Here is a 23,442-nt window from a genome sequence, read left to right on the forward strand (position 1 = left end):
TAAAAATTTATTTTTAGTTGTTTACTCTTCCTACCTTTAAAGAGACCGTTGAAAAACTGTAAATATTGATTTCTAAATACAACACACAATAAGCAAAAGAACCATAAACTTTTTCAGCTGATCCTTTAATTAGATGTTTTTTTAAATTTCCCCTTGTTTTTAATCCGAAATAATAAATAACCAACAATATTCAACAATAAAAGGTTTATTATCCAAATTAATTTTAATCCCTCTGCATGATATAATTGGATTAACCCCCAGATGGTAAATAAAACATAATAAATTGTAAAACCGATAGCAAATAGAAAGATACCAATTGTTCGAACATCTATAACTTCCAGCGAGACAAAAGATTGATCTGTTTCATAGTACAATCCTCTTTTAAATAGCTCAGGTACCCAACGTTTATTGTCTTCATAAATATAATTAGGTTTCAAAAGACTCTTTTGCCTTGATTCTGTACTGTATAAAGAAGCTCTAAGAATAAATGGTTCATTGACAAACAAAAGATCTGTTGACTTTGAATTTACTGATGGTAGTTCTTCTCCAATTTGATATCCTATATCAGCAAAATGAGCATCATGAATGTTTCCTAAATATAAAAGCAAACCAAACATACAACTGACGAATACTAAAAATGATACCCCTACCGTCAACAACCAATTCGCAAATGTTCTCTGTCGAATTTCCATCAATGAAATTAATTTTTCTGCCTGCTCAAGCCCGCCAAATCGTTCGACTGCCACTCTGAATGCATCATTTTCCGTATAACCATCGCTCATTAGCTCTTTTACAGATTCATTAAGATGAACACGAGTTTCTTCTTTTAATTCTTTTGTTTCTGGATGTTTTGAGTTTGCATGTTTATATAAGTTATCAACATATTCATCAACCCTCCTCATTTCCATCCCCCTCACATGTATCCAAAAATGTGTCTATCAACTTTTTTACAAATTCCCATTCTTTGATTTTCAGCTTGAAGTTGCAACGCCCTTCATCAGTCATTTGATAATATTTTCTACGGGCTCCTGCTCCTTGTTCATCACTCCAATAGGAAGAAATCCATTCTTTCTTCTCCAACCTTTTTAAAGAAAGATACAGAGTACCTTCCTTCAATTCAAACGCCCCATTGCTGTTAATACGAACTACTTTTGCAATTTCATATCCATACATATCTTTTTTACTTAGGAGGGATAATATCAGTGTATCAATATGCCCCTTTAGTAATTCCTTATCAACTTCCAATCATATTCCTCCAATAATGAATCACTGTGTAATAAATACTTTATATGTACATTTTAAATACAAGTACCTAATAATGCAAGGTTTTTATGTTGATTAACTATCATGATTTTCCAAAAGCTTTTATTATGCTTGTGTATTCAACGTTTTCTATAGTTTAGCACGCCTATTGATTAACCGAATTTATACAGATCTTTCCCATCATGATCAAAATAATAATACAGAAATAAGATCATCTGACCCCACTATGGCAAGGGGAATATGTCTGTTAAAAGCATGCACTAAAAAGACACGGACGACAAGTTTGGCTTAGAAGAGGGACTTTAAAATCTCTTGTGACCATTTCTCATGCTTTTTCTGCCTTTCACTTTTTGGTCTCTTTCACCATTTGAAATAACCGCTTTTGAAAACTCCCAGAACTTTGCACGTCTTCTTCACTTGGTATGGATAGCAATGTTCTTGAATGAACTCATATTTTACCGAGGGCTTTTCACAAAGTAGTGCATTGCTTTTTTAGTTTCCATTTTTAATACCTCTTCGAATGGCCTCTTGCCATATAGACACATTCCTTCATAATTGATCTATTTATGATAACAATCTGTGTCTACTTATTAATCTCGGCAACATTAGTTGTCAACACTCAGCTACGATTATGACTAATATTTTAACGTTCATAATGTGATGCGCTGAACTTCAAGAATAATTGTTAAACTACTTCAAAGAGAGGAAGTAGATTTAAATGTCAACAATTGAATCATTTATTGTCAATATACTGATCAAACAAAAGAATTACACACAGCTAGATCAAGCAAAAATACGATTCGGCGTTCGATTGATTTTTGCTGACTTATGTAAATTCTTGATTGTATATGGGGCCGCCTTTCTGCTTGATTGTGTATTACCAACTTTTGTTACACATATAACCTTCTATACATTAAGGCAAAAATCATTTGGTTACCATTTTTCAAGTTCATTTAGTTGTATAGCTTGGAGCGTACTAGCGTTTCCTATTATGTCCGCCTGTTTAGCTGCTCTACCTTTACCATTATGGCTTGTTTGGAGTACCGGTATTTTCTCAGCAACCACTGTTTTTTTATATGCACCTGTTGGAACAGCCAAACAACCGATTATTAATGAAAAACACCGACTCTATTTAAGGAAACAAGCACACACCCGGTTGTTGACTACAGGTATTATTACGTGTACTATACCCATATACATCCATAAATTCATAGTATTGGGTGTAGCGATACAAAGTTTAGCCTTACTTATTCAAAAGTTTAAAGGAGAGAAGTCATTATGAATACCATGAGTAAACTATTACAATCAGCTAAAAGGGTTCTTCTTTTAAAATTATCAAATATTGCTTTGTTAGTAGGAAATTTTGCGGCGGTGAACTCCTGTACATTTTTCTTTCATGAAGAAGAAATACCTGAAGAACTTAAGAGGAGTCATCTATTTCTTACACATGAAGAGTAATAAAGAAAGTGGGAATTAAATCGATGAGTATCTCTATGTATACTGCTTTAATTGAATTTATCTCCATATTTCTTGGCCTAAGCTATACATTAAACATTCAATTCGATCTCCGAAAGATATTTTTTATGATAGTCGGTATTGTTTTACCAACTATTTTTGTATACATATGGATAGCCCATTGGTTGAGCATTCTTACTTTATTTTCTACAACCGCCGTATTATTTTATAGATTTTCAAACAATTATCGAGCATTACTAGACTTATGCATTCTCTTTATAGGCGGCATGTTAGCAGATCATCTAACACAACTTGTAAATAATGATCTATTTCACTTAGAAAACATTATATCTTTTTTCTCACATTCCTTACTTTTCCTTTTAATTTTCGTCATTTTTGTCTATTGTTACAAAAAGAGTATTGAAAAAATAGTGTCTCACTTAGATATCCCATTATACATGCAAGTACTTCTTTTCATTATCATTAGCACAACCATCTTTGTTCTTTACTTAAATATTTTTTTCCAATCAAACCAAGATGAAATGGAGCTAGTGAAAATCAATTTAACGACTCAATTAAGCTATTTTTTATTAATGATTCTCTTGTTTAGTTTACTGTTATACAGTGTACAAAAAGAAAATCAAATTAAGCAACGTATAATAGAAATAGAACAATTTACGGCATATATGGAGACCCTCGAAAAAGTCAATCGAGATATGCAAAAGTTCCGTCATGATTATCGAAATATTTTATATACAATGAAAGGCTACCTTGATGATAATAATTTAGATGATCTAAAAGAATATTTTCGACAACATATTTTACAAACCGAAGCACATACATTATTTAAAACCAGAGTATTAGGCAACTTAGATCATTTACAATTAGTTAGCTTAAAAGGGTTATTAGCTACAAAAGCCCTTCAGGCAGATGAACAAGGCATCAAAATCAGTCTTGAAATACCTGAAGTCATTGATAATATTGATATGAACGTTATTGATTTAACAAGAATTATGGGTATTTTGATCGACAATGCCATTGAAGCAAACGAAACAGCATTCCAAGGAGAAATTAACATTGCCTTCTTTAAAACAAAATTAGATTCAACTATCATTATTATTCGAAATACTCTGCAAGATGATTCAATTGATCTAGTGAATATATTCAAAGATTCATTCTCTACAAAGGGTAAATGTCGCGGTACGGGACTAGCCAATATTAAAAATATTTTAGGGCGTTATCCACAGGTCCTTATGCATACGCGTATCGAACAGAATTGGTTTATTCAAGAAATAGAAATTCAGAGTAGGGGAAATTGACATGAAAGTGATCATTTGCGAGGACGATGCTACACAACTTGAATATATTTATTCAAAGCTACAAAAATATGCGCTGATACAGTATCCGAGTATAGAGTTCACCTTAGCAACTTCTAGTCCTGAAGACATACTTACTTATATAGAACACGATCGGGAAGATTGTTATTTTTTGGATATTGAATTAGGAAGCTCTTTAACAGGTCTAGAATTAGCTGGTAAAATTAAGGATCGTGATCCTCAAGCAAGTATTATATTTGTAACTACACATGCAGAAATGCTACAATTAACTTTTACGTATAAACTGGCCGCACTCGACTTCATAGTAAAAAGAGAGCAAACGCAGCTTACACATCAACTAATCACAGCGTTAGAAGTTGCTTATCAAAAATATAAACAATTAGGACATGTAGATGAAGGACACTACTTCCAGTTAAAAATCGGAGAGCTTATTAAGAACATTCCCTATGAAGAAATTTATTTTTTTGCTACCTCCAGCCAAGTTCACAAGATAGAATTACATACTAAAAACGGACGTTATGAATTTTATGGAAAATTAAAGGCCCTTGAGAGCCTAGACAGCCGATTTTATCGTTGCCATAAGAGCTATATTATCAACTTACAGCATATTCGAGAAATTAATAAAAAAGATAGAACACTAACAATGACAAATACAGAAACCTGTTACATTTCTTTTCGAGCTTTGCGAGGATTACAAATCAAAATGACAGAATGGACATCTTCAAATAGAGTATAGAATAACGTTGTGACGCTAATGTTTTTGGAATCGCTTTAAGTCTATATCACCTATGGACTATGTATATAAAATCTCATCGACAAACCTAAAAGTTTAATCGAGCAGGAGGAGGTGATGAACCTCTGACCTCTCACACCACCTTCCGTACGGTTCTCCATATACGGCAGTTCAGATTCAATTGGACGCAATTGAGTGTAACGGACATATAGACTTATTGGCCCTTGATGATACCAATAGGTGTTATCAAGAGTTTTGTGTAGGACTGGTCTGCGCGCGATTCGCCAATACCCTTTTGTGCCTTTATCTGCTCTCCCCCTCTGAAAGTCCCCCATGTATTCACCACATCCTCCATTTCAGTAGGTTCCAATAGGAATTGTATGCTTCATCTTAGATAAAAAACGCCTAGTATCCGTTCTTCTTCATCTGTTCAGTCCTTTCCTGTCTTCTCGAGTAGACAGATACTATGACCTCGGCTGACTTCTGATGATTCAGCTGTCCATCGCTGAACAGGTTACCAAGTATACTTGACGTGTTCATCAGATCTCTCTGGGTAAAAATGCACTCTTTCTCTCCATGTCCCCACTGTCACCTTTGACAGTAAGCGCTTTGTTTTACTCGGCAAACTCACTTCATGACAGCCAGCCTTCTATGTAGTTCGTGTTCCTTGGGGCAGAGATTTGCCACCGATTTCCTTCAGATTCCGGGTCACCACAGACACTCTTGTCATCAGCTAACCCTTACTACTGTCTTCGAGGATCAGGACTCTCCCCCTAAAAATTGCACCCACGCAAAGCACACTTAAATAAAAACCAGTCCACAGGCTGGTTTTACTCATCTTCTATGGTTATTTCTTTTACTAAAAGGACGTTTGGCTCGATGGTCAACGATCGGCCGCTCCGTCTTCCCCTTGCTCGTCCAGTTCACCCGATACGGTGAACGTAGCTTTCGACATCTTAGGGGATATCGTGGTTAAATACGTGCGTCACTCCTTCCACATCCAATCCACGAGCTGCAACATCTGTCGCTGCCCGCAAATAAAGCTTGCAATCGCGGATATGCGTTTTATTTGGCACATTATACCAAAAGGATTCCGTGGAAGAACGAACCAATCCAAGCCCATAGTCATAAGTAAAAGTAAATCCACAACACATGCCACGCTGGTGAGGCACGGCAAGTTCAATCCAAAGCGTACCAAGATGCCAAGCATAACCGTGACGAAAACGGCGAGTTTTCGTGTCATGACGATGTGTTTTCCCAAAACAAATCGGACATAAAATACATTGCGCTGGGGCAGAGAAACGAAAAATAGTTGGTTCTTCCTCAGAAGGCAAAGCAATTGTAAAAAGTTGGTAACCAGAACATCATTTTGATAAACTTAGAGGAAGAAGCGAAAACTCCTATCATGTTTTAACTAGTCAAAAATTACGATAGGGGAGTTTTTGCTTTTTTATAGTGATTCAAGTCAAATTATTCAGATTTTTATAGTCAACGCCAAGTTACGGTGATGAGCCTTGTTTCGGTAACTAACATTATTGCCAGAAAGTCTTGAATGTTTTCCTTTTTTGCGTTATTTCACAAAAAGTGATGATGAATCAAATAAAAAACCTTGAAAGACATTTAGCAAATCAAGGTAATCGAATTCATTCAAACTATTTATATATCTTAACTGCGCTCTTTATGAAAACCTCTATAATAAAAAATCCAATTAGCTGTTACTATCTCTTTCTTCTATGAATTCCAAAAACGAATCTTGCAGTTCTCCTTCCGTATCAATAGAATCGAGAAGTAATTTAGGTTCTAATGAACAATCTTTTAAAGTCGAACTTCCATCAATTACTCCTAGCATGTTTGAAATAGTATCAATCATAGTTTGTTCAATTATCTTCATTAATGTATCTTTATTTTCGTCAGTTAAACTATCGTAAAAATCAATAGCTTTTTTCCAATAATCATCTGTCTTAGAAGTAACATTCGTTGTTCCATACAAGTCTTTGTATATTTGAAGGTTCTCTTTAATGATAGACTCATAAAGTGATTTAACAAAAATATCATTCATTTTATTTCCTCATTTCTGGATACATTTTTTTGTTTAGTTCAATAAGTTCTTTTAAAGCAGAATTCGGTATGTCATCATAGACTCTTCTAAGTTCCCTAATATCTCTTACCAATAACCGTCTAGGATTATTGATACTACGTCAAGAAAATAGACACAGAATTTTCTACCGCGCATTCGTTTGGAATTGTAAAAGAACTCAATGTACTCAAACAGCGATTTCTTCACCTCCTCTCTCGTTTTAAACTTCGTTTGATAAACTAGCTCACGCTTAAGAATACCGTGAAAGGACTCAATACAAGTAGGATCGTAACCGTTCCCTTTGCGGCTCATGCTGCTTATCATTTTGTACGGTTTTAATAGTTTCCGATACTTCCGCGAGGCGTATTTAATATCTCGGTTTGAGTGAGGAATAACGCCTTTTTCTGGCTGTTGACCATACTTTTTGCCCCAGCCATGTAAAGGCATTGGCGTTCACGCCAACTTCCCAAGCTACTTGAGCAATGGACTTTTGGTTTTCACGAATACACTTTATCGTTTCCATTTTAGATAATCTATTTATGATAACAATCTGTGTCTCCTTTTTAGTCTTGCACCAGAAATATCGTATTCTCGTGGCAAATCCGACAAAACGCGACCGTGATGCCAACACACAATTTCACGACGAAAACAATCTGTGGTAGAACGTATGAATCCAAGATCATAGTCAAAAGTACAAGGTAAAACCGTAACACGTGCAACACTGGCGAAGCACATCAAGTTCAATCAAAGCGTGTCAAGATGCCAAGACAGCGTGCTTTCCAAAAATAAGAGACAGAGACGCAATAAACAGCTGACTCTTCCTCAGAAGGTAAAGCAACTGTAAAAAAAGATAGTAATGGCTACATGATGTTGATAAGCTTAGAGGACAAAAAGAAACGCATGTAACTTTAAAAGCTTTTTGCGTTTTCGAACGAAGATCCCGTTCGCATAGAAGTATGAAAGATGGGGTTCGTCTATTGAATAAGAGGGAAGTGATAATCACTCCCCTCTACATTTGACACTGAACCGGATTTTTCGTTTTGAATTCAAATATTCAAACGATGCCCTTACACCCCCTTTTTGTTTCCCCATACAAAGGTATGAAGCTGAGGGAGAATGCGGACATTTCTCCAGTCTTTATCTGGCATGGTTTGTTCAATCAGCCAGTTGTACTTTTCCACAAGATGGGGCAAAAGCACCGAGCCATCCATTTCCTCAAGACGGTCATTTCCCGTTTGCAAGAAAAAGGCGGCATTCGGATAGAGCTGATGCACCTTTTTGGCAAAGATAAGATCCTCCTTATTAAACACAACCACTTTCAAGCTGAACTCCCGGCCGCTCTCTTCCAAGCGCTGCACAATGTCTGTAAGCTTATTCAGGTCCGTTTCCATACCGGAGCTCGGCGGTTTTGGGGATATCGTCAATTCATCGATGCGATCAAACCAGTCTTGCCAGCGGCTTCCCTGTGTCTCAAGCGCAATCTTGATTCCTTCTTGCCGCAGCTTGTCAACCAATGCGGCCAACTGCGGAAGCAGCGCCGGATTCCCCCCCGAGATGGTCACATGGTCAAACGTTTCTCCGCCTATTTTGAACAGTTCTTCCCAAATGTCTTCAGCAGACAGCAGACGAATCTCTTCCTTGGCAGAACCGTCCCAAGTAAAAGCTGAATCGCACCACGCACAGCTGTAATCGCAGCCGGCAGTCCGAACAAACATCGTCTTGCGCCCGGCGACCATCCCTTCTCCTTGAATGGTCGGTCCAAATATTTCGAGTACAGGAATCTTGCGGATCATTGAAAATCATCCTCCCGCGGCCGGTACACGACATAGCTTGTTGGCGTCTCCCGCAAAAAGATTTGTATACAGCGCGGCTTGTTTTCAAGCTGATCTAACTGCTCCTGCATAATTTCCCACATTGTCTTGGCGACAACCTCTGTTGTCGGAAACCGATCAGGATCTTCTTCGTTAAATAACGAATCATGATTGAGCACAGTATGATCAAAGCGCTTATGAATCAAATTTTTTATATGCTGAAAGTTCACTAAAAAGCCCAATTCATTCAATTCATTGCCGACGACCGTTACATTGACATAATACGTATGTCCATGCAAGCGGCGGCAAGCTCCGGCGTCTTCATGGGGCACATAATGAGCCGCCGCAAATTGGAAATCCTTGTTCAATTCATAGCGATAAGAATGGGGAGGCGCCGGATATATTTGCTGCATCATCATTTTTGTGCCTCCTTCTTAGCCAAATATTGATCAAGTCCCCGCTGGCGGAGCTTGCAGGCCGGACATTCGCCGCAGCCGCTTCCTTTAATGCCGTTATAGCAAGTCAATGTGCGCTCACGGACATAATCAAACGCACCAAGCTGGTCAGACAGCTCCCACGTTTCTGCTTTATCCAGCCACATCAGCGGCGTATGAATCACAAAGGTATAATCCATGGATAAGTTTAATGTCACATTTAAGGATTTAATAAACACATCGCGGCAGTCCGGATATCCGCTGAAATCTGTTTCACAGACTCCAGTAATCAGGTGCCTTGCCCCGTGCTGCTTAGCAAGCACAGCCGCAAACGATAAAAACAGCAAGTTGCGCCCTTCTACAAATGTCGATGGCAGCTCTCCGTCTTTCTCGGTAATTTCTATGTCCGTCCGCGTCAGCGCATTCGGCGCTAGCTGATTGAGAAGCGACATATCTAACACATGGTGCGCAACACCTAAATCCTTGGCAATCTCAGCCGCGCATTGCAGCTCCAGCTGGTGGCGCTGACCGTAATCAAACGTCACGGCGATCACTTCGCCGAAGCGCTGTTTCGCCCAAAACAAACAAGTCGTACTGTCCTGCCCTCCGCTAAACACAACCACTGCTTTTTCTTTTTTCATTATTCCTCTTCCTTTCTTCTTGAAAGAAAAAGATTCATGAACTGTAGCTCTAAAGAAATTGTCCGTTTTATTAGACAACAGAAAAAAACCGTCTGATGCTAGACTGGTTTTTCTCTTAGTTTTTTATAGAGGGAGTTCGCGAACCTCTCCTGCGTTAACCGCAGATTTTCTTTCTTTAGTTCTTGTACACTATACCATAATTGCCGAATTGAAAACACTAAAAAAGGTTAGCAGCGAACTGTTAACCTTCCGCATCATTCATCTATCTTATACTTGCCTTCTAGCTCTTTTGCTTTTTCCGCTTCCTTTTTAGAAATTTTTCTTATAAATAAAAAGAACAGAACAGCCGCTGTCATAAAAATAAACATTGAAATCGCCGCAGGGATATATTCGGATTTATCTTCTGGAAAATATAAATAGAGCATGTTTAGAACCAGTGCAGGCAGCATCATTGAATCTCCTTTCCAAAGCTGATCATCAAACAGATTCATCATCCATAGATAGCTAGCAGCCATTCATCCCTCATTCAGCTGTTGGTTTCCGGCACAGCAACAGCTAAAGATGGGGATTACTGGACAAAGATACAATCTCCTGCTGTCATGGACAAAGCCTTTAAGCTGCGAATGAAAGGGGTTTTCTGTCTCTTTTTCTAGTATAACCCGTTTCCAATCTAAAACCAACCAAATGAAATGAAGGCTGCCCGAAAAGTACAGAAGCTAAAACTCAAGCATGCTGTTCAGTCAACATTCTTAGGTGTTCCATTCGGCTGCTTAATGGCCGGAATAAGTCTTTTTTGACAGATCATTAAAATGAAAACAGCCGCCAAGGCGGCTGTTTTGGCAACAATGCTTCTGCTTTATTCCTGTACCGTAATGGTTTCAATCTTGATATCTTCCTGCGGCTTATCTTGCGCACCTGTTGGCGCATTAGCGATGGCATCGACAATCTCTAAGCCTTCAATGACGTGGCCAAAGACGGTATGACGGAAATCCAGCCACGGTGTGCCGCCATTTTCCATGTAGAAATCAGTTACTTCTTGCGGATAGCCCGCCTGTTCCATCTGCTCTTTAAAGCCTGGGTCCATCTGGCTGTTCTGCACAATAAAGAATTGGCTTCCATTTGTGTTCGGCCCGGCGTTCGCCATGGATAACGCCCCGCGGAAGTTAAAAAGCTCGCGGGAGAACTCATCTTCAAACGGCTCGCCGTAAATGCTTTCTCCCCCCATGCCTGTTCCTTGAGGATCTCCGCCTTGGATCATAAAGTCTTTAATGACCCGGTGAAAAATCAAGCCATCATAATAACCGTTTTTGCTGTGAGTAATGAAGTTTTCTACTGCCTTCGGCGCATGCTCAGGGAAAAGTTTGATCTTGATCTCTCCCATAGTTGTTTGCATGACAACGACTTTTTCGTTGTTCTTCACTTCTGTGGTCAATTGAGGATAATTCATTTTTCGCTCTCCTTCTTGATTATGATTATGTATGATCTTTCCCTTGAAAAGAAAGCTCCGGCAGCGGCGAGCGTCCCTTCTCTTTCCGCTTTTCTTACTTTAACTTATTTCCTTTGAAAAAGCATCTCCCGCTATTTAAGATGACGTACAATTCCCGCTTTATCCCATAGAGGAACAAAAGTTTACTTGGAATACTTCAGCCCCTATATCCCCGATTCGTCCGGGCCTGCACGATGGAGGTAAAGATGATAGCCTTTGTTCTTCTTTTCAGCAGCTTGGAAGGAAGGAGCCCTCGCTGTTTGAAGGTTCACTTTATTTCCTTCTCGCTTTCTTTTTGATACAGTTAAGAAAAAAGGAGGCATCATTATGACTACTGGTGATATCGTTACAGCTTTTTATAAATCAGGGAAATATATCGGAGAAATCACCGCGATCCATCCTGAGCATTACACTGTCAAAATACTGGCCGTCCTGCGCCATCCGGCTCAAGGGGACCTGCACCATCCCAACGAAGCGAACGTGCCGTTTTTCCACGAAAGAAAGGCGCTGGCTTTTTGCGAGCAGGCCAATATTCCGGCTAAAACCGTTCAGCCTTTCAGAGGAGAAATCCCCGATTACTTCGAAACGCTGAGAGATGCTGCTGACAAACTGAAAAGCAAATTGCAGCAGAAAGACACCCCGTTTGCCCGCAAAAGCATGGCAGCGCTGGAATCCGTGCAAAGAGAATACGAGCTCATGTACGGTTCCCGCTGGAAGTAAGCGATGTTCAGCGCTTAAGCCATTTGGTCAAAGAGCTTGGAAAAATCCACAAGGTCGCCAATCTTCGGCGGCTCGGATTTCTCCATGTATTTCTTGTCCTTTTCAACAAGATTATAAATATGATAGGTCGTCAGCGCATCATCGAGCGCCCGGTGATGCCGGCCTGTCCCTTCTTTTCCGTATTCTTCAACCGCATCCCACAGCCCCGTTTGATTTCTGTCACCAAAGAATTTTTTATATTCCATCGATAAGTCCACAAACATCCCTTTCAAAGGAAACGTCAGCTGGGCTTTCTCGCAATTTCTCCTCAGCACTTTCATATCCATGTTGCCCCATGTAATAATTTGATCTTGCTCTGATTGATTTAATCCTGAGAGCAGCGTGACCAAGCCCGCTAAAGGCTGCCCATCATCCACTTGCGCTTGCGTGATTTTAAGAAAACGCTTGCAGCGATCGGTGAGCTTTGGAAATGCACGCGGTGTAATATAGGAAGAATAAGTTTCTACTATGGCTCCTTGCTCTGCTACCACGATGCCCGCTTCAATAATTTCTGGATAAAAACCGGCATAATCCATATGAGCATCCGCCATAGAAAACTCAAAATCAATAAATATCAACCTTCGTTTCACTATACTCCCTCCCCAATCAAATAACACTTTTTATTATTATAGCATATATTTACAAAAAATTTAGACATTTATTCCCTAGTTAAAAAACGGGATTTAGTGAAGCGCTTTCACTGGAAAGCTCATCGTTCAAAGCGACAGCTCATTGATAAGCCATTTGTGAGTTTCTTAAAATTTCCTTCCTTTATGGGGTTCCCCTCTTTATTAATGTCCCGCTTTCCTTTATGATGAGTGAAGGATTATTTTTACTTATCCACTATACAAAAAACACAAATTAGAATGGAGAAGGCGGTTTAGGGAATGAGAACGGTTTTTGGTTATATGTTAGTAGTTTTATTCCTTCCTGTAGCTGTGCTTTTATTTTACTTCGCTAATGAAGAAGCACATAAAGTTAGGAGCTTTGACGAGGTAGTGGAAGAGAAGATCATTATTCAAGACGTCCAGCTTCCCCAGGCAAGCAAGATTGTGGATCGCAACGGGCAGCCTTATTTAGAGATTCAAAAGCCCTATCGTATTGTAGTCGATGGCAAGCAGATCCCCCCATTTCTAAAAGAAGTCTTTCTCCAATCGGAAGATAAGCATTTCTATGAGCATTCTGGCGTGGACGCGGCAGCTGTGATGCGCGCCGTATTGGCTAACGCAAAATCCGATAAGATTGAACAGGGAGCGAGCACGATCACACAGCAGCTGGCCCGCAATATTTACTTATCTCACGAGCGCACCCTTGTCCGCAAACTGTCTGAGGTGCTATATGCCTATCAATTGGAAAAAAGGCTGTCTAAGGATGAAATTTTGAATTTGTACTTAAACACCATCTATTTCAATAACAATGTATATGGCGTGGAAGCGGCAGCCCGGTTTTATTTCCAAAAGCCAGTGAATAAGCTGTCAAAAGCGGAAATGGCTTTCATAGCCACTATTCCGAACAATCCCAATCTCTATGATCCTACCCGCAATTTTGAAAATGCGAAGAAGCGGCAGGAGCGGCTTATTGATATCATGGCAAGGGAAAAAATAGTCACTGCCCAAGAAGCGGAAGCCATCAAAAAAGAACCGATTAAGCTAAACGTAAGGGACCGCATAGACAAATTCGAAAACTATTCCACTTATGTGGAAGCGGAATTGAAAGACTTGATCGCTCATTCAGATGGATTTGCAGAGCAGATGAGAAAGGCCAGCGGAGAACAGAAAATCCAAATCGATCATAAGCTCAATGCCCGTGTAGAGAAAGTCCTGTCATCTGGCGTAACCGTCCATACAGCGCTCGACCCGGCGATGCAAAATAAAACAACAAGTGCAGTGAGTTCCGTACTCGGATACAGTTCGGCCGAAGGAGCAGCCGCCGTGGTAAAAAATAACACGAGGGAAATTGTCGCCTTATCGGGCGGAAAGGACTTCGATAAAACGGAGTTTAACCGCAGTTTCCAAGCCTACCGTCATCCGGGTTCCACCATTAAGCCGCTATTGGATTTTGGCCCTTATGTTGAAACAACCGGGGCGGGTCCAAACAGTATGATAAGCGCTGACAAATATTGCTCGCGCCCTGACTATTGTCCGCAAAACTACGGCGGCAGGGAATATGGCATGGTCACGCTGCAAAAGGCGCTGGCAAACTCTTATAACACATCAGCGCTGCGAGTATTTATGAAAGCTGGACCAGAAACAGCCTTTTCATATTTAAAGAAGTTTGATTTTGCTAGACTAACAGCAAATGACGTGCTGCCATCTGAACATTCTCGAGCCCTTGGAAGCTTTGACGTAGGAGTGTCAACATTGGAAATGACAGGCGCCTACACTTCCTTTATTAACGGCAAATATGTCAAGCCTCGAGCGATTCAAAAAGTCACAGATCGCCAAGGCAAAGTGCTCTATGAGTGGAAGGATGAAAGCAAAAGAATTTGGTCGCCATCCACCACCAACACGATGCGCACAATGCTATCTGCCGTCATTCGCTCCGGAACAGGAAAAAAAGCCAATCCCGGCACCGCTTATGCCGGCGGAAAAACAGGAACAAGCCAGGAAGTGCGCGACCTCTGGTTTGCCGGCTTAACTGATCAGTACACAGCGAGCGTCTGGGTTGGAAAAGATCAAAAAGGCAACGTCAGCCACCTGGAAAGATACGGACCGCAGCTGCTCATTTGGCGCCGGATTATGCAATAGACTTTTCGCTTAGCCTTCAAAAAGCTTGAGGCTTGGATAAAAGGTTTTCAGCTAATACAAAACCGAACTATTATTTAGAACTCTAATTTAGAGCTTCGTAATAGTTCGGTTTTATTATGTGTACTATTCTTATTAAAATAGTTAGCAACAAGTTAATCCTGTAATTCCAATGATCACTAATTGCAGTTTTACTTTGTGAAACAGCAACCATCGCCCGTCACTTCATTTGAAGCTTGAGCGATGGTTAGCTTTCGTTCCTTATAAAATTAGCAAATAGGGAGACTCAATATATTTTGCTAATATCCTTAAGAATTGTGCAGCCGCTGCACCATCCAAAATTTGATGATCAAACGTTAAACTTAATGGTATTTTGTTCACTTTTTTCACCGTGCCGTCTTGAGCTAGTGATAGTTCTTCTTGGAAAGAACCAATTCCTAAAATACCTGTTTCAGGTTTATTTAAAATCGGAGTGAAATATTCAATGTCACTCGCTCCAAGATTCGAAATCGTAAAAGTAGAGCCGGACAAAATATCGCTGCCGGCTTGTCCGCTGCGCGCTTTATTTGTCACTTCTGCCATCGTTCTTGCTAAATCGCCAATTGTCTTTTGATGAGCATTATGAATGACAGGAACGACAAGCCCATCTGGAAGTGCTGTCGCAATTCCTAAATGCACTTCATCATATTCCGTTAACTGACCATTGACATAATGAGCATTCATCTGCTTCATCTCTCGTAAAGCGAGAACCGCTGCACGTGCAAGTAATACTGTTAATGTCAATTTCACATCTACTTCGTTTGTTGCAAGTTCTTGCCGCAATGTCTTTTGAAAGTTGATTAAATCGTCTGCACATACTTTGCGATGAAGGGTCAATTGAGCTGTTTGCGCTAAACTTTCACGCATGTTCCGTGCAATGGCTTTGCGCATTGGAGATAATCCCTCTCCAATTTTGTCAGCGGCTGTCACTGGTTGAGCAACTTGCGGCTCTGTCTGTTGAGCCGCTCCTTCTTCTAGCGCTCTTAGCACATCACGTTTTGTAATCCGGCCATTGCCTCCTGTACCAGTTATTTTGGTTATATCTAACTGTTCTCGCTGCACCATTTTTCTTGCTAATGGCGTGATAAAGACGCGTTTACTTGTCGGTTTGGGAGAAGCCTTTTCGGAAGCTTGTTCTTCAGACATCTCTTCTTGGTCTGCTCCCGTATCGTCCTGCTGATCACTTTGATTACTTATTTCACTAATGGAGGCGGGAACGTCTTCTTCTTTTTGTCCAATAACGGCCAAGGGAGCCCCAATTTCTAATTCTTCCCCTGCCTCCGCGTATTTTTTTAACAAGACACCTGAAATAGGCGCTTCAATATCTTGGTTTAATTTTTCCGAACTAATCGCTAAAACAGACTCTCCTTTTTCAACTGCTTCCCCCACTTCTTTATACCATTCCGTCACGCTTCCTTCTGTCATCGTCATTCCTAATTTCGGCATGATAATGGTTTCACTCATTGTTAGTCACCTCCTGCTCAATCGATGATTTATTTTAAATCTGTAATCAATTCTTCAGCGACACGCCATACTTTGTCAGCATCTGGAATATACGCTCTTTCTAAATTTGCTGCAAAAGGAACAGGTGTATTGGGCGCACAAACCGTTTTAATTGGACCGTCTAAATAGTCAAACGCTTGGTCTGCTACGACAGAAGCAATGTCGGTCGCCGTATTGTTATGCGGATTTGATTCGTCAATAACGATGAGACGCCCCGTTTTCTTAACAGATGCCAATACGGTTTCTTCATCCCATGGTGCTACTGTTCTTAAATCAATCACTTCAGCAGAAATATGAATTTTCGCTAAACGCTCTGCAACTTCTTCCGCCACTTGAACCATTTTTCCAATCGCTACAATCGTTAAATCTGTTCCTTCACGCCGGACATTCGCTTTCCCAATTTCAACTGTATAATAGCCCTCAGGCACTTCCCCTTTCAGGCCATAAAGCATTTTGTCTTCTGAAAAGACAACGACGTTATCCTCTTCAATCGCCGCTAGCATCAATCCTTTTGCATCATATGGATTCGACGGCACGACGACTTTCACACCAGGAATCGAACCGAACATGCCATACAGTGTTTGGGAGTGCTGGGCAGCTGCTCCTGCTCCTGCACCGTGTACTGTCCTTACAGTGAGTGGGATTTTTGCCTTTCCTCCGAACATATAACGCATTTTCGCTCCTTGGTTTAAGATCGGATCCAGTGCAAAGCCGATAAAATCATTGAACATTAATTCTGCGATCGGACGCAATCCTGTCGCAGCAGCACCCACTGCAATGCTAAAGTAACCATGTTCTGCAATCGGTGTATCAATGACGCGTTTTCTTCCAAACTCTGTAACCAATCCTTTACTTAAACCAAATACACCGCCAAATGCATCATCATAACGTCCATCATCATGTACTAAATGATCTACTTCTGCACCGCCAGCTACATCTGTTCCGATCAGGATGACATTTTCATCCCGGCGCATCGCCTGTGCCATCGCTTCTGTAATAGCCATCATAAAAGTTACTTTTCGTTCTGTCATTGTACGACCTCCTTTTCTCTTTTCTTAAGCAAAAATGTCTTCGTATAATGATGATTCATCCGGTAATGGGCTTGCTTCACCAAAAGCAATTGCTTCTTCAATCGCTTTTTCCGCTTGTTTTTCAATTTCATTTGCATCTTCTTCCGTCATCCACCCCTTTTCAATTGCTAACTGGCGGAACTCAGGAATTGGATCACGGTCTCGGTTCGGATCGTCGATTGTTTTATATTTTTGCTCGTCTCCTTCAAAATGGCCGTAGTGACGGTACGTATCACATTCAATTAACGTCGGGCCTTGTCCGGCTTTCGCTCGTTCAATTGCTTCTTGTGCTGCTTTATAGACCGCTATTAAATCCATCCCGTCAACACGCACTCCCGGCATATTGTAAGCGGCTGCCCGTTCAGCCACCGTTTCGGACGCACTAGCATAACGAAACGGCGTCGCTTCACCAAATTGGTTATTTTCACAAACAAAGAGGACAGGCAGGGATAAAATAGACGCCATATTTAACACTTCATGGAACAATCCTTCATTGGAAGCACCGTCTCCGAAGAAACAAACAGCCACTTGATCTTTGCCCAGCGTTTGAATCGTTAATGCTGCGCCTGCTGCCAGACCGAACCCTCCTGCGACGATGCCATTCGCTCCTAACATCCCTTTATCGATATCTGCAACGTGCATGGAGCCGCCTTTACCGCCGCCAAGTCCATCTTTTTTACCCATGATTTCTGCCATCATGCCATTTAAATCGCATCCTTTTGCGATGGCATGGCCGTGTCCGCGATGCGTACTCGTAATATAATCATTATCATCAAGCAGCGCCATGACTCCTGTCGCTACCGCTTCTTCTCCTGCATATAAATGTACGAAACCCGGGATGAGCCCTTGACTAAAAATTCGATGAACGGCTTCTTCAAAAAAGCGAATTTCATTCATTGTTTTATAAGCCCATAATGCTGTTTGTTGGTCCATACTAATTTCCTCCTCATTGATTGCTGGTTATAGATGAATCGCTCGCTGAAAAGTTGCATTCGCACTTTCTCCAATGGCTTCTGAAACGGTTGGATGTGCTTGAATGACTGCAGCAAGTTCTTCCACCGTGCCTTCCGCATGCTTTAATGCTAGCACTTGACCGATCAGTTCCGTTGCACCAACACCAACAATGACCGCACCAAGAATCTCCCCATATTGCTGATTTGAAATGATTTTGACAAATCCCGCCGTGTCACCCATTGCAATCGCCTTGCCATTGCCACTAAGAGGAACATTGGAAACGGTTATGTCATATCCCGCTTCCCGTGCTTCTTGTTCGCTGTATCCGAAGGAAGCGATTTCAGGATGCGTATACACACAGCGAGGAATCGCTGTTTGCTCAAGCGGTTTAACAGCTTCTCCATGCATAGCATGTACGGCGACTAACGCTTCTGCACTCGCTGCATGGGCTAATTGAAAGCCACCAATTAAGTCTCCTACTGCATATACTTGCGGCTCGCTCGTTTCATAGCGTTCATTCACCGCGACATACTTTCCATCCTTCTGTAGTCGCAGAGCTTCTGCCAGTTCAAGATTCGGTTGCCGGCCAGCTGCGACTAATAATTGATCGAATGGTATCTCGTTGTTTTCCAACACGACATGTCCTTGTTTCACTTCCACGATTTGTGCCTGCGTGATAATATCTACTTTTCGTTTCTTTAATTCCTTTCTAATGATTTTTCTCGCATCAGGGTCTTCTGTTAACAAAAGATCCGATGCCACTTCAATCAATGTTACTTTTGTGCCAAGGGGTGCCATGGCAAACGCCAGTTCAACCGCAATGACACCGCCCCCAATTATGGCTAAGGATTTCGGCAATTGCGTGAGCTGAAAAAACGTATCTGTCGTTAAATATTGGACTTGCTCCAATCCTTTAATAGGCGGGATGAATGGACGGCTTCCTGTTGCTAACAGAAGATGCCGTGTTTTAATCTGTTCTTCTCCAATTGTAACGACACGATTTTTTTGGACTCTCGCCGTTCCTCTGTAAAGCGTAATACCGTTCTTCTTCAATAGATGCTGCACACCGCTTATTAATGTTTGGACGACCGCATCTTTCCGTTTCATCAGTGCAGAAAAATCAATATCTACTTGGCCTGTTCGAATGCCCCACGCATTGGCCCGTTCAATTTCTTCAACAACTGCACTATGCTTTAATAACGTTTTAGACGGGATACAACCGACATTTAAACAAGTACCGCCGACTTGATCTTTTTCGATCAAGGCAACTTTTTGACCTAATTGAGCTGCTCGAATGGCGGCTACATAACCGCCGGGACCAGCTCCAATAACGATGAGATCATACGTTTTCATACACCTTCACCACCTTTTTCACTCTGTTCTTTTTTCATTTGCTGATTTTTAGCATAATTTGTTGGAAAAGATGAGACGAAAGCGCTTCATCCTTTCACAATCAATTAATGCAAAAACCGTGCCATTTTATGCAACTCTTTCCAAAAGGCAACTTTATGCCTTTTTCGACACGATTCGGAAAATGCTCAACGCAACTTATTCTGTTTCAATGAGACAAAAATCGTCTCACTTGACTCAACCTCCGAATGTACATTTGAAAGAGCTCACAAAGTAAACAAAAAAATCCGAAAATACTGTTTCCCAGCACTTTCAGATTAAGTAAAACTTCTATCAGTGAAACGCTCCTATTGATTGTTAGCACAGTTACACGTACGGTTTTCTATTTATGGCTGAAGCCAATCTTCTTCTGTTATGGAGAATTTTTTTATTTTCCGATACATCGTGGCACGTGATATTTGTAATAAGTCCGCTGCTTTAGTAATATTTCCATTGGTGCTTTTTAAAGCTTCAATTAATTGCGCTTCTTCTCTTTCTTGTTCAGGAGATAATGCTTTTTGAACAACTGCAGGCAAATCAATAAGCGTTAAGTGGTCTCCTTCCATCTGAAAAAGGGTTTGCTGCATCACATTTTTTAGCTCTCGCACATTGCCTGGCCATGAATAAGCAGTCAGCGCTTGCATGGCTTCCGGTGAGATATGAACTTGTTGTTTTCCAAACGAAGCACTCATGTGTTGCATCCATTTCCGAATGAATATCGGAATGTCAGAAGCCCGCTCTCTTAAAGGGGGAATGGCCAGTTCAATGACACGCAGCCGGTAATATAAATCGGCCCGAAACATGCCTTCCTGCACCGCTTGATGTAAATTTTTATGCGTCGCTGCAATAACCCGGATATCTAATGGAATCGGCTGATTACCGCCGATTCTTGTCACAACCCGTTCTTCTAGCACACGCAATAATTGAACTTGAGCGGTCAATGGCAACTCAGCAATTTCATCTAAAAAAATAGTGCCATTTTGTGCTAATTCAAATTTTCCGGCTTGACCTTTCGACTTAGCCCCTGTAAAGGCTCCTGCCTCATATCCGAATAGCTCACTTTCAACTAGACTTGGCGGAATGGCTCCACAATTTATCGCCACAAAAGGTCCGCGGCAACGAGTACTTGCCGCATGAATGGATTGGGCGAACAATTCCTTCCCTGTGCCCGTTTCACCAGTTAAAAAGAGGGGTACATCTATGCTAGCCGCTTTTTTCGCTAAGCTGATCGTTCTTTTCATAGCTTGCGACTCACCAATCATTTGTTGAAATGTATAACGGGTAGAGGAGGCAGGCATTTTTCTCTCTGCTCTTGCTGGTGATGGAAGATGCCCCTGCTCTTTTAAAAAGAGGACTGCCCCCATGTATCGTCCTTGCACTTCGACTGGATGAATGGAACAAATCAGCTTTTTTCGCTGTTTAATCACCATTACTTCTTCTTTTAACATACGCCGTTCTTTTTTAACAATTGACAATAAGTGAGCTAGCGGTTCAAGCTCTTCAATTGTCTGTATAGAACTGAAGATTATGTGCTCTTTTGCCACTCGATTGCGATTGACGATATTATTTGTTCCATCCACGATCCAAACCGCTTCGCCCACTTGTTCCAACGCCATTTGTAAAAATAAATGTTCTTTGACAGCCTGATGAAAAAAACTGCGCAACACAGTATTCGCAGTATTGTTTGCTTCGGCAATGATAAGACCGAGCGTGTGGCGATGCATATTCGGGTTGTCGCCTGAAATATTGACAATGCCTACCAATTCATTCGTAAACGGGGCTAAAATGGGGGCAGCCACGCAATACCACTGATGATTTTTTTCACAAAAATGCTCTGAAAAAAACACTTGTACAGGACGTTTCGTTTTTAACGTCACCCCAACAGCATTCGTTCCTGCAGATTGTTCACTCCACGTACCGCCATCATATATATTCAGTGTCTCAGCTCGCTTAATTGTTCCCGGTTCGCCTTTCGTTTGAATGATTGTCCCATACTGATCGGTTAACGAGAGCACCGTTTTTGATTCTTGTAAAAAATTATATAAACTTGCTATTTTAGGTGATGCAAGCGTTAACAATTGTTCGTTTTGTTCACGGCGTTTCATCAGTTCGTTTGGATCGATCATTTCGCTAATTTGCTGCTGATAAGGGTTAACACCGAGTTCTTTGGAATGTGCCCATGAATTGAGGATTTCTGAACGAATCCTATCTTCTGTAAGTTGTCCCCTTTCCAAATAGTACATCCAAGCCGATTTTGTAGAAAGGTTAAACTGCTGAGATTCATCGATCACTTTTTTGACAATTAGATTCACCTTTCTGCCTCCCTCTCCGTTCACATTTTCGTGTCCAAGATCTAGGTGCGCTAAAAATAGTATAGCACACGCCCACTTTGCAATTCGTTCAGAACAACGTCTATTTGCCCAAAACTTTTGGGTAGAAGGGATCAAGCTCTTCCATTATAAGATTCATAATAAAATCATCTTACAGGGTACAACTAACACAATAAATTAGATGTATCCGTTCTATCTGCTCTTGATCCTGAATAAATATGCGCCCAGATCCTGCTTAAATTTTCTTTATTTTATGTGCTATATATTCAATTTTCCCATTGCAGATTTCCTTTTCATTGACAGAAGGGGTGCATTTGAATTCTTTTATCGTCTATCTTGTTCATTTTTAATATTTTCAACGAATAAGGTTTTTCTCCGTGCCAAAGAATGTGCGGTTACTTATTCCGCAAAAAAAAGCCCTCTTCCCGCAAATGACTTTACGAAAAAAGAGCTTATCTATTAATCTAGCTGCGGAATAAGCATTTGTTATAAAGGCAAGTTTCCAAGCAGGCTGTTATAAACCTTTAATCCTGCTAGGGCAAACATCGTGGAGAAAAAAGCCCAAACCGCTACTTGAAAAGAGATCATTCCGATTAAATTAGCCGTGGATAAATTTGCGGCCATTCTATACACAGAATAAATAAAATAACTAACAGCTGTCACAAGAAATATAAGTAAGATTCCATAAAGGGAAGAGAAGCTAATTAAGGAAAGCAATCCTCCAATAAAGAAAATAATGGAGCTGCTTCTCGTTTTCAGTAGCAGTTCTCCTGTCGTATCCTTTGAAAAAAATAAAAGGGACAATTGGTTCACTGTATCAGCGATCACCTTTAAGGTCGATAAAATCATAAAGAATAATAGCATTAATGCTAGAATGATCGTCAATTTCACTTCTGTCTCCGTAAAGATTTCCAGCATTCCGTTATATAGGCTCACTTTTTTAAAGAGACTGATCATGATTTTCTGGGTGAACATCGATAAGGATAAGCTGAATAATAGCATCGAGACGACAGGCAAATAGCCTGTCAGGTAAGTATTTTTCATATAGATTTTCCGCTCCTGTCCATTTCAATCCAATTTTATTATGCAAGACTAAGGAAGCAAAGACAAGTGCTTTTTTAATATTTACTGGAAGCCGCACACAGTTTTTGGCAGTTTTGACCCACTCCCTCATGTCTGAAAAAAATTTTTTTATTGGTTATTTTACCACGTTTCTTCATATTTATTATTATTAATCGACTTTTCAGCCTCTTTCACTCCTCTAGAATGCATGAAGTTATTTTTTACGTTATAATGCTTTTGGAGGTTTGATTCACGTATGAGGGAACGACCAGGATGAACATTTAAACAGGAATGTATATTCATTGAAGGCGGCCTTCCGTTTATCGGGGGTATTTTAATTTGCAACATTTTTATC

The 23,442-nt window shown here is 40.6% G+C and carries 23 protein-coding genes, 1 pseudogene and 1 riboswitch; of the genes and pseudogenes, 6 read left to right on the forward strand and 18 right to left on the reverse strand.

The genetic code is table 11. The features are described from left to right. Window positions 1-125: 125 nt before the first annotated feature. Entirely contained in the window at window positions 126-902 is a 777-nt protein-coding gene (locus CEF20_RS11705) for a permease prefix domain 1-containing protein (RefSeq protein WP_100332114.1), read from the reverse strand. After that, entirely contained in the window at window positions 889-1,245 is a 357-nt protein-coding gene (locus CEF20_RS11710) for a PadR family transcriptional regulator (RefSeq protein ID WP_100332115.1), read from the reverse strand. The genes CEF20_RS11705 and CEF20_RS11710 overlap by 14 nt, the downstream gene beginning before the upstream one ends. A 736-nt stretch (window positions 1,246-1,981) precedes the next feature. On the opposite strand from CEF20_RS11710, the gene CEF20_RS11715 reads away from it, so the two are divergent. The 4 genes from CEF20_RS11715 (at window position 1,982) to CEF20_RS11730 (ending at window position 4,791) form a co-directional block, all read left to right on the forward strand. Further along, window positions 1,982-2,545 (forward strand): accessory gene regulator ArgB-like protein, encoded by a 564-nt coding sequence (locus tag CEF20_RS11715; RefSeq protein WP_100332116.1) that lies wholly within the window; start codon window positions 1,982-1,984, stop codon window positions 2,543-2,545. Then, window positions 2,542-2,721 (forward strand): cyclic lactone autoinducer peptide, encoded by a 180-nt coding sequence (locus CEF20_RS11720; protein ID WP_100332117.1) that lies wholly within the window; start codon window positions 2,542-2,544, stop codon window positions 2,719-2,721. The genes CEF20_RS11715 and CEF20_RS11720 overlap by 4 nt, the downstream gene beginning before the upstream one ends. A 539-nt stretch (window positions 2,722-3,260) precedes the next feature. Next, entirely contained in the window at window positions 3,261-4,037 is a 777-nt protein-coding gene (locus CEF20_RS11725) for a sensor histidine kinase (protein WP_232713504.1), read from the forward strand. 1 nt (window position 4,038) lies between these two features. Next, window positions 4,039-4,791: a LytR/AlgR family response regulator transcription factor gene (locus tag CEF20_RS11730; protein ID WP_100332119.1), complete on the forward strand. Its 753-nt coding sequence runs from the start codon at window positions 4,039-4,041 to the stop codon at window positions 4,789-4,791. A gap of 956 nt (window positions 4,792-5,747) precedes the next feature. Here CEF20_RS11730 and CEF20_RS17505 read toward each other — a convergent pair. From CEF20_RS17505 to CEF20_RS11765, 9 genes and pseudogenes are all read right to left on the reverse strand, one after another. Beyond that, window positions 5,748-5,816 (reverse strand): annotated as a pseudogene (locus CEF20_RS17505) (helicase-related protein); the annotation flags it as partial. A 680-nt stretch (window positions 5,817-6,496) separates the two neighbouring features. Next, window positions 6,497-6,847 carry a transposase gene (locus tag CEF20_RS11735; protein ID WP_100332120.1) on the reverse strand — a complete coding sequence of 117 codons (351 nt, stop codon included), beginning with the start codon at window positions 6,845-6,847 and terminating at the stop codon, window positions 6,497-6,499. Between the two features lie 105 nt (window positions 6,848-6,952). Beyond that, window positions 6,953-7,189, reverse strand: a complete 237-nt coding sequence (locus tag CEF20_RS17510) for an IS3 family transposase (RefSeq protein ID WP_408607813.1) — start codon at window positions 7,187-7,189, stop codon at window positions 6,953-6,955. A gap of 43 nt (window positions 7,190-7,232) precedes the next feature. After that, the gene (locus tag CEF20_RS16860; RefSeq protein WP_198508516.1) at window positions 7,233-7,388 is read right to left on the reverse strand and encodes a hypothetical protein; all 156 of its coding nucleotides are present in this window, start codon (window positions 7,386-7,388) and stop codon (window positions 7,233-7,235) included. 544 nt (window positions 7,389-7,932) lie between these two features. After that, complete coding sequence (gene queE / locus CEF20_RS11745; protein WP_157796323.1) at window positions 7,933-8,655, reverse strand: 7-carboxy-7-deazaguanine synthase QueE; 723 nt, start codon at window positions 8,653-8,655, stop codon at window positions 7,933-7,935. Then, window positions 8,655-9,092, reverse strand: coding sequence for a 6-carboxytetrahydropterin synthase QueD (queD, locus tag CEF20_RS11750; RefSeq protein WP_100332851.1), 438 nt, complete (start codon window positions 9,090-9,092; stop codon window positions 8,655-8,657). The genes queE and queD overlap by 1 nt, the downstream gene beginning before the upstream one ends. Next, complete coding sequence (queC, locus tag CEF20_RS11755; RefSeq protein WP_100332123.1) at window positions 9,092-9,751, reverse strand: 7-cyano-7-deazaguanine synthase QueC; 660 nt, start codon at window positions 9,749-9,751, stop codon at window positions 9,092-9,094. The genes queD and queC overlap by 1 nt, the downstream gene beginning before the upstream one ends. A 109-nt stretch (window positions 9,752-9,860) precedes the next feature. Further along, a riboswitch (PreQ1 riboswitch) is annotated at window positions 9,861-9,904 on the reverse strand. Window positions 9,905-10,005: 101 nt separating this feature from the next. After that, window positions 10,006-10,200, reverse strand: coding sequence for a hypothetical protein (locus CEF20_RS11760; protein ID WP_100332852.1), 195 nt, complete (start codon window positions 10,198-10,200; stop codon window positions 10,006-10,008). Window positions 10,201-10,607: 407 nt separating this feature from the next. Then, window positions 10,608-11,198: a peptidylprolyl isomerase gene (locus CEF20_RS11765; RefSeq protein WP_100332124.1), complete on the reverse strand. Its 591-nt coding sequence runs from the start codon at window positions 11,196-11,198 to the stop codon at window positions 10,608-10,610. A gap of 366 nt (window positions 11,199-11,564) precedes the next feature. Here CEF20_RS11765 and CEF20_RS11770 point away from each other — a divergent pair, with 366 nt between their 5' ends. Next, window positions 11,565-11,957 carry a kinase-associated lipoprotein KapB gene (locus CEF20_RS11770; RefSeq protein WP_100332125.1) on the forward strand — a complete coding sequence of 131 codons (393 nt, stop codon included), beginning with the start codon at window positions 11,565-11,567 and terminating at the stop codon, window positions 11,955-11,957. A gap of 14 nt (window positions 11,958-11,971) precedes the next feature. Here the strand turns inward: CEF20_RS11770 and kapD are convergent, their stop codons facing one another. Further along, a complete protein-coding gene (kapD, locus tag CEF20_RS11775) occupies window positions 11,972-12,589 on the reverse strand; it encodes a 3'-5' exonuclease KapD (RefSeq protein WP_100332853.1) in 618 nt (205 codons plus the stop codon). 294 nt (window positions 12,590-12,883) lie between these two features. On the opposite strand from kapD, the gene CEF20_RS11780 reads away from it, so the two are divergent. After that, window positions 12,884-14,743, forward strand: coding sequence for a transglycosylase domain-containing protein (locus CEF20_RS11780; protein ID WP_100332126.1), 1,860 nt, complete (start codon window positions 12,884-12,886; stop codon window positions 14,741-14,743). Between the two features lie 258 nt (window positions 14,744-15,001). On the opposite strand, the gene CEF20_RS11785 is transcribed toward CEF20_RS11780, so the two are convergent. The 6 genes from CEF20_RS11785 to CEF20_RS11810 all read right to left on the reverse strand — a co-directional run bounded on the left by CEF20_RS11785 (window position 15,002) and on the right by CEF20_RS11810 (window position 23,069). Then, window positions 15,002-16,243 (reverse strand): dihydrolipoamide acetyltransferase family protein, encoded by a 1,242-nt coding sequence (locus CEF20_RS11785; protein WP_100332127.1) that lies wholly within the window; start codon window positions 16,241-16,243, stop codon window positions 15,002-15,004. 29 nt (window positions 16,244-16,272) lie between these two features. Further along, window positions 16,273-17,313 (reverse strand): alpha-ketoacid dehydrogenase subunit beta, encoded by a 1,041-nt coding sequence (locus CEF20_RS11790; RefSeq protein WP_100332128.1) that lies wholly within the window; start codon window positions 17,311-17,313, stop codon window positions 16,273-16,275. Between the two features lie 24 nt (window positions 17,314-17,337). Then, window positions 17,338-18,285, reverse strand: a complete 948-nt coding sequence (locus CEF20_RS11795; RefSeq protein WP_198508517.1) for a thiamine pyrophosphate-dependent dehydrogenase E1 component subunit alpha — start codon at window positions 18,283-18,285, stop codon at window positions 17,338-17,340. 27 nt (window positions 18,286-18,312) lie between these two features. Further along, window positions 18,313-19,659, reverse strand: coding sequence for a dihydrolipoyl dehydrogenase (gene lpdA / locus CEF20_RS11800; protein ID WP_100332130.1), 1,347 nt, complete (start codon window positions 19,657-19,659; stop codon window positions 18,313-18,315). A gap of 383 nt (window positions 19,660-20,042) precedes the next feature. Then, entirely contained in the window at window positions 20,043-22,007 is a 1,965-nt protein-coding gene (locus CEF20_RS11805) for a sigma-54-dependent Fis family transcriptional regulator (RefSeq protein WP_100332131.1), read from the reverse strand. A gap of 504 nt (window positions 22,008-22,511) precedes the next feature. Then, a complete protein-coding gene (locus CEF20_RS11810; protein WP_100332132.1) occupies window positions 22,512-23,069 on the reverse strand; it encodes a DUF5366 family protein in 558 nt (185 codons plus the stop codon). Between the last annotated feature and the right edge of the window lie 373 nt (window positions 23,070-23,442).

It is taken from the genome of Bacillus xiapuensis, from assembly GCF_002797355.1.
Taxonomy (GTDB): domain Bacteria; phylum Bacillota; class Bacilli; order Bacillales; family Domibacillaceae; genus Bacillus_CE; species Bacillus_CE xiapuensis.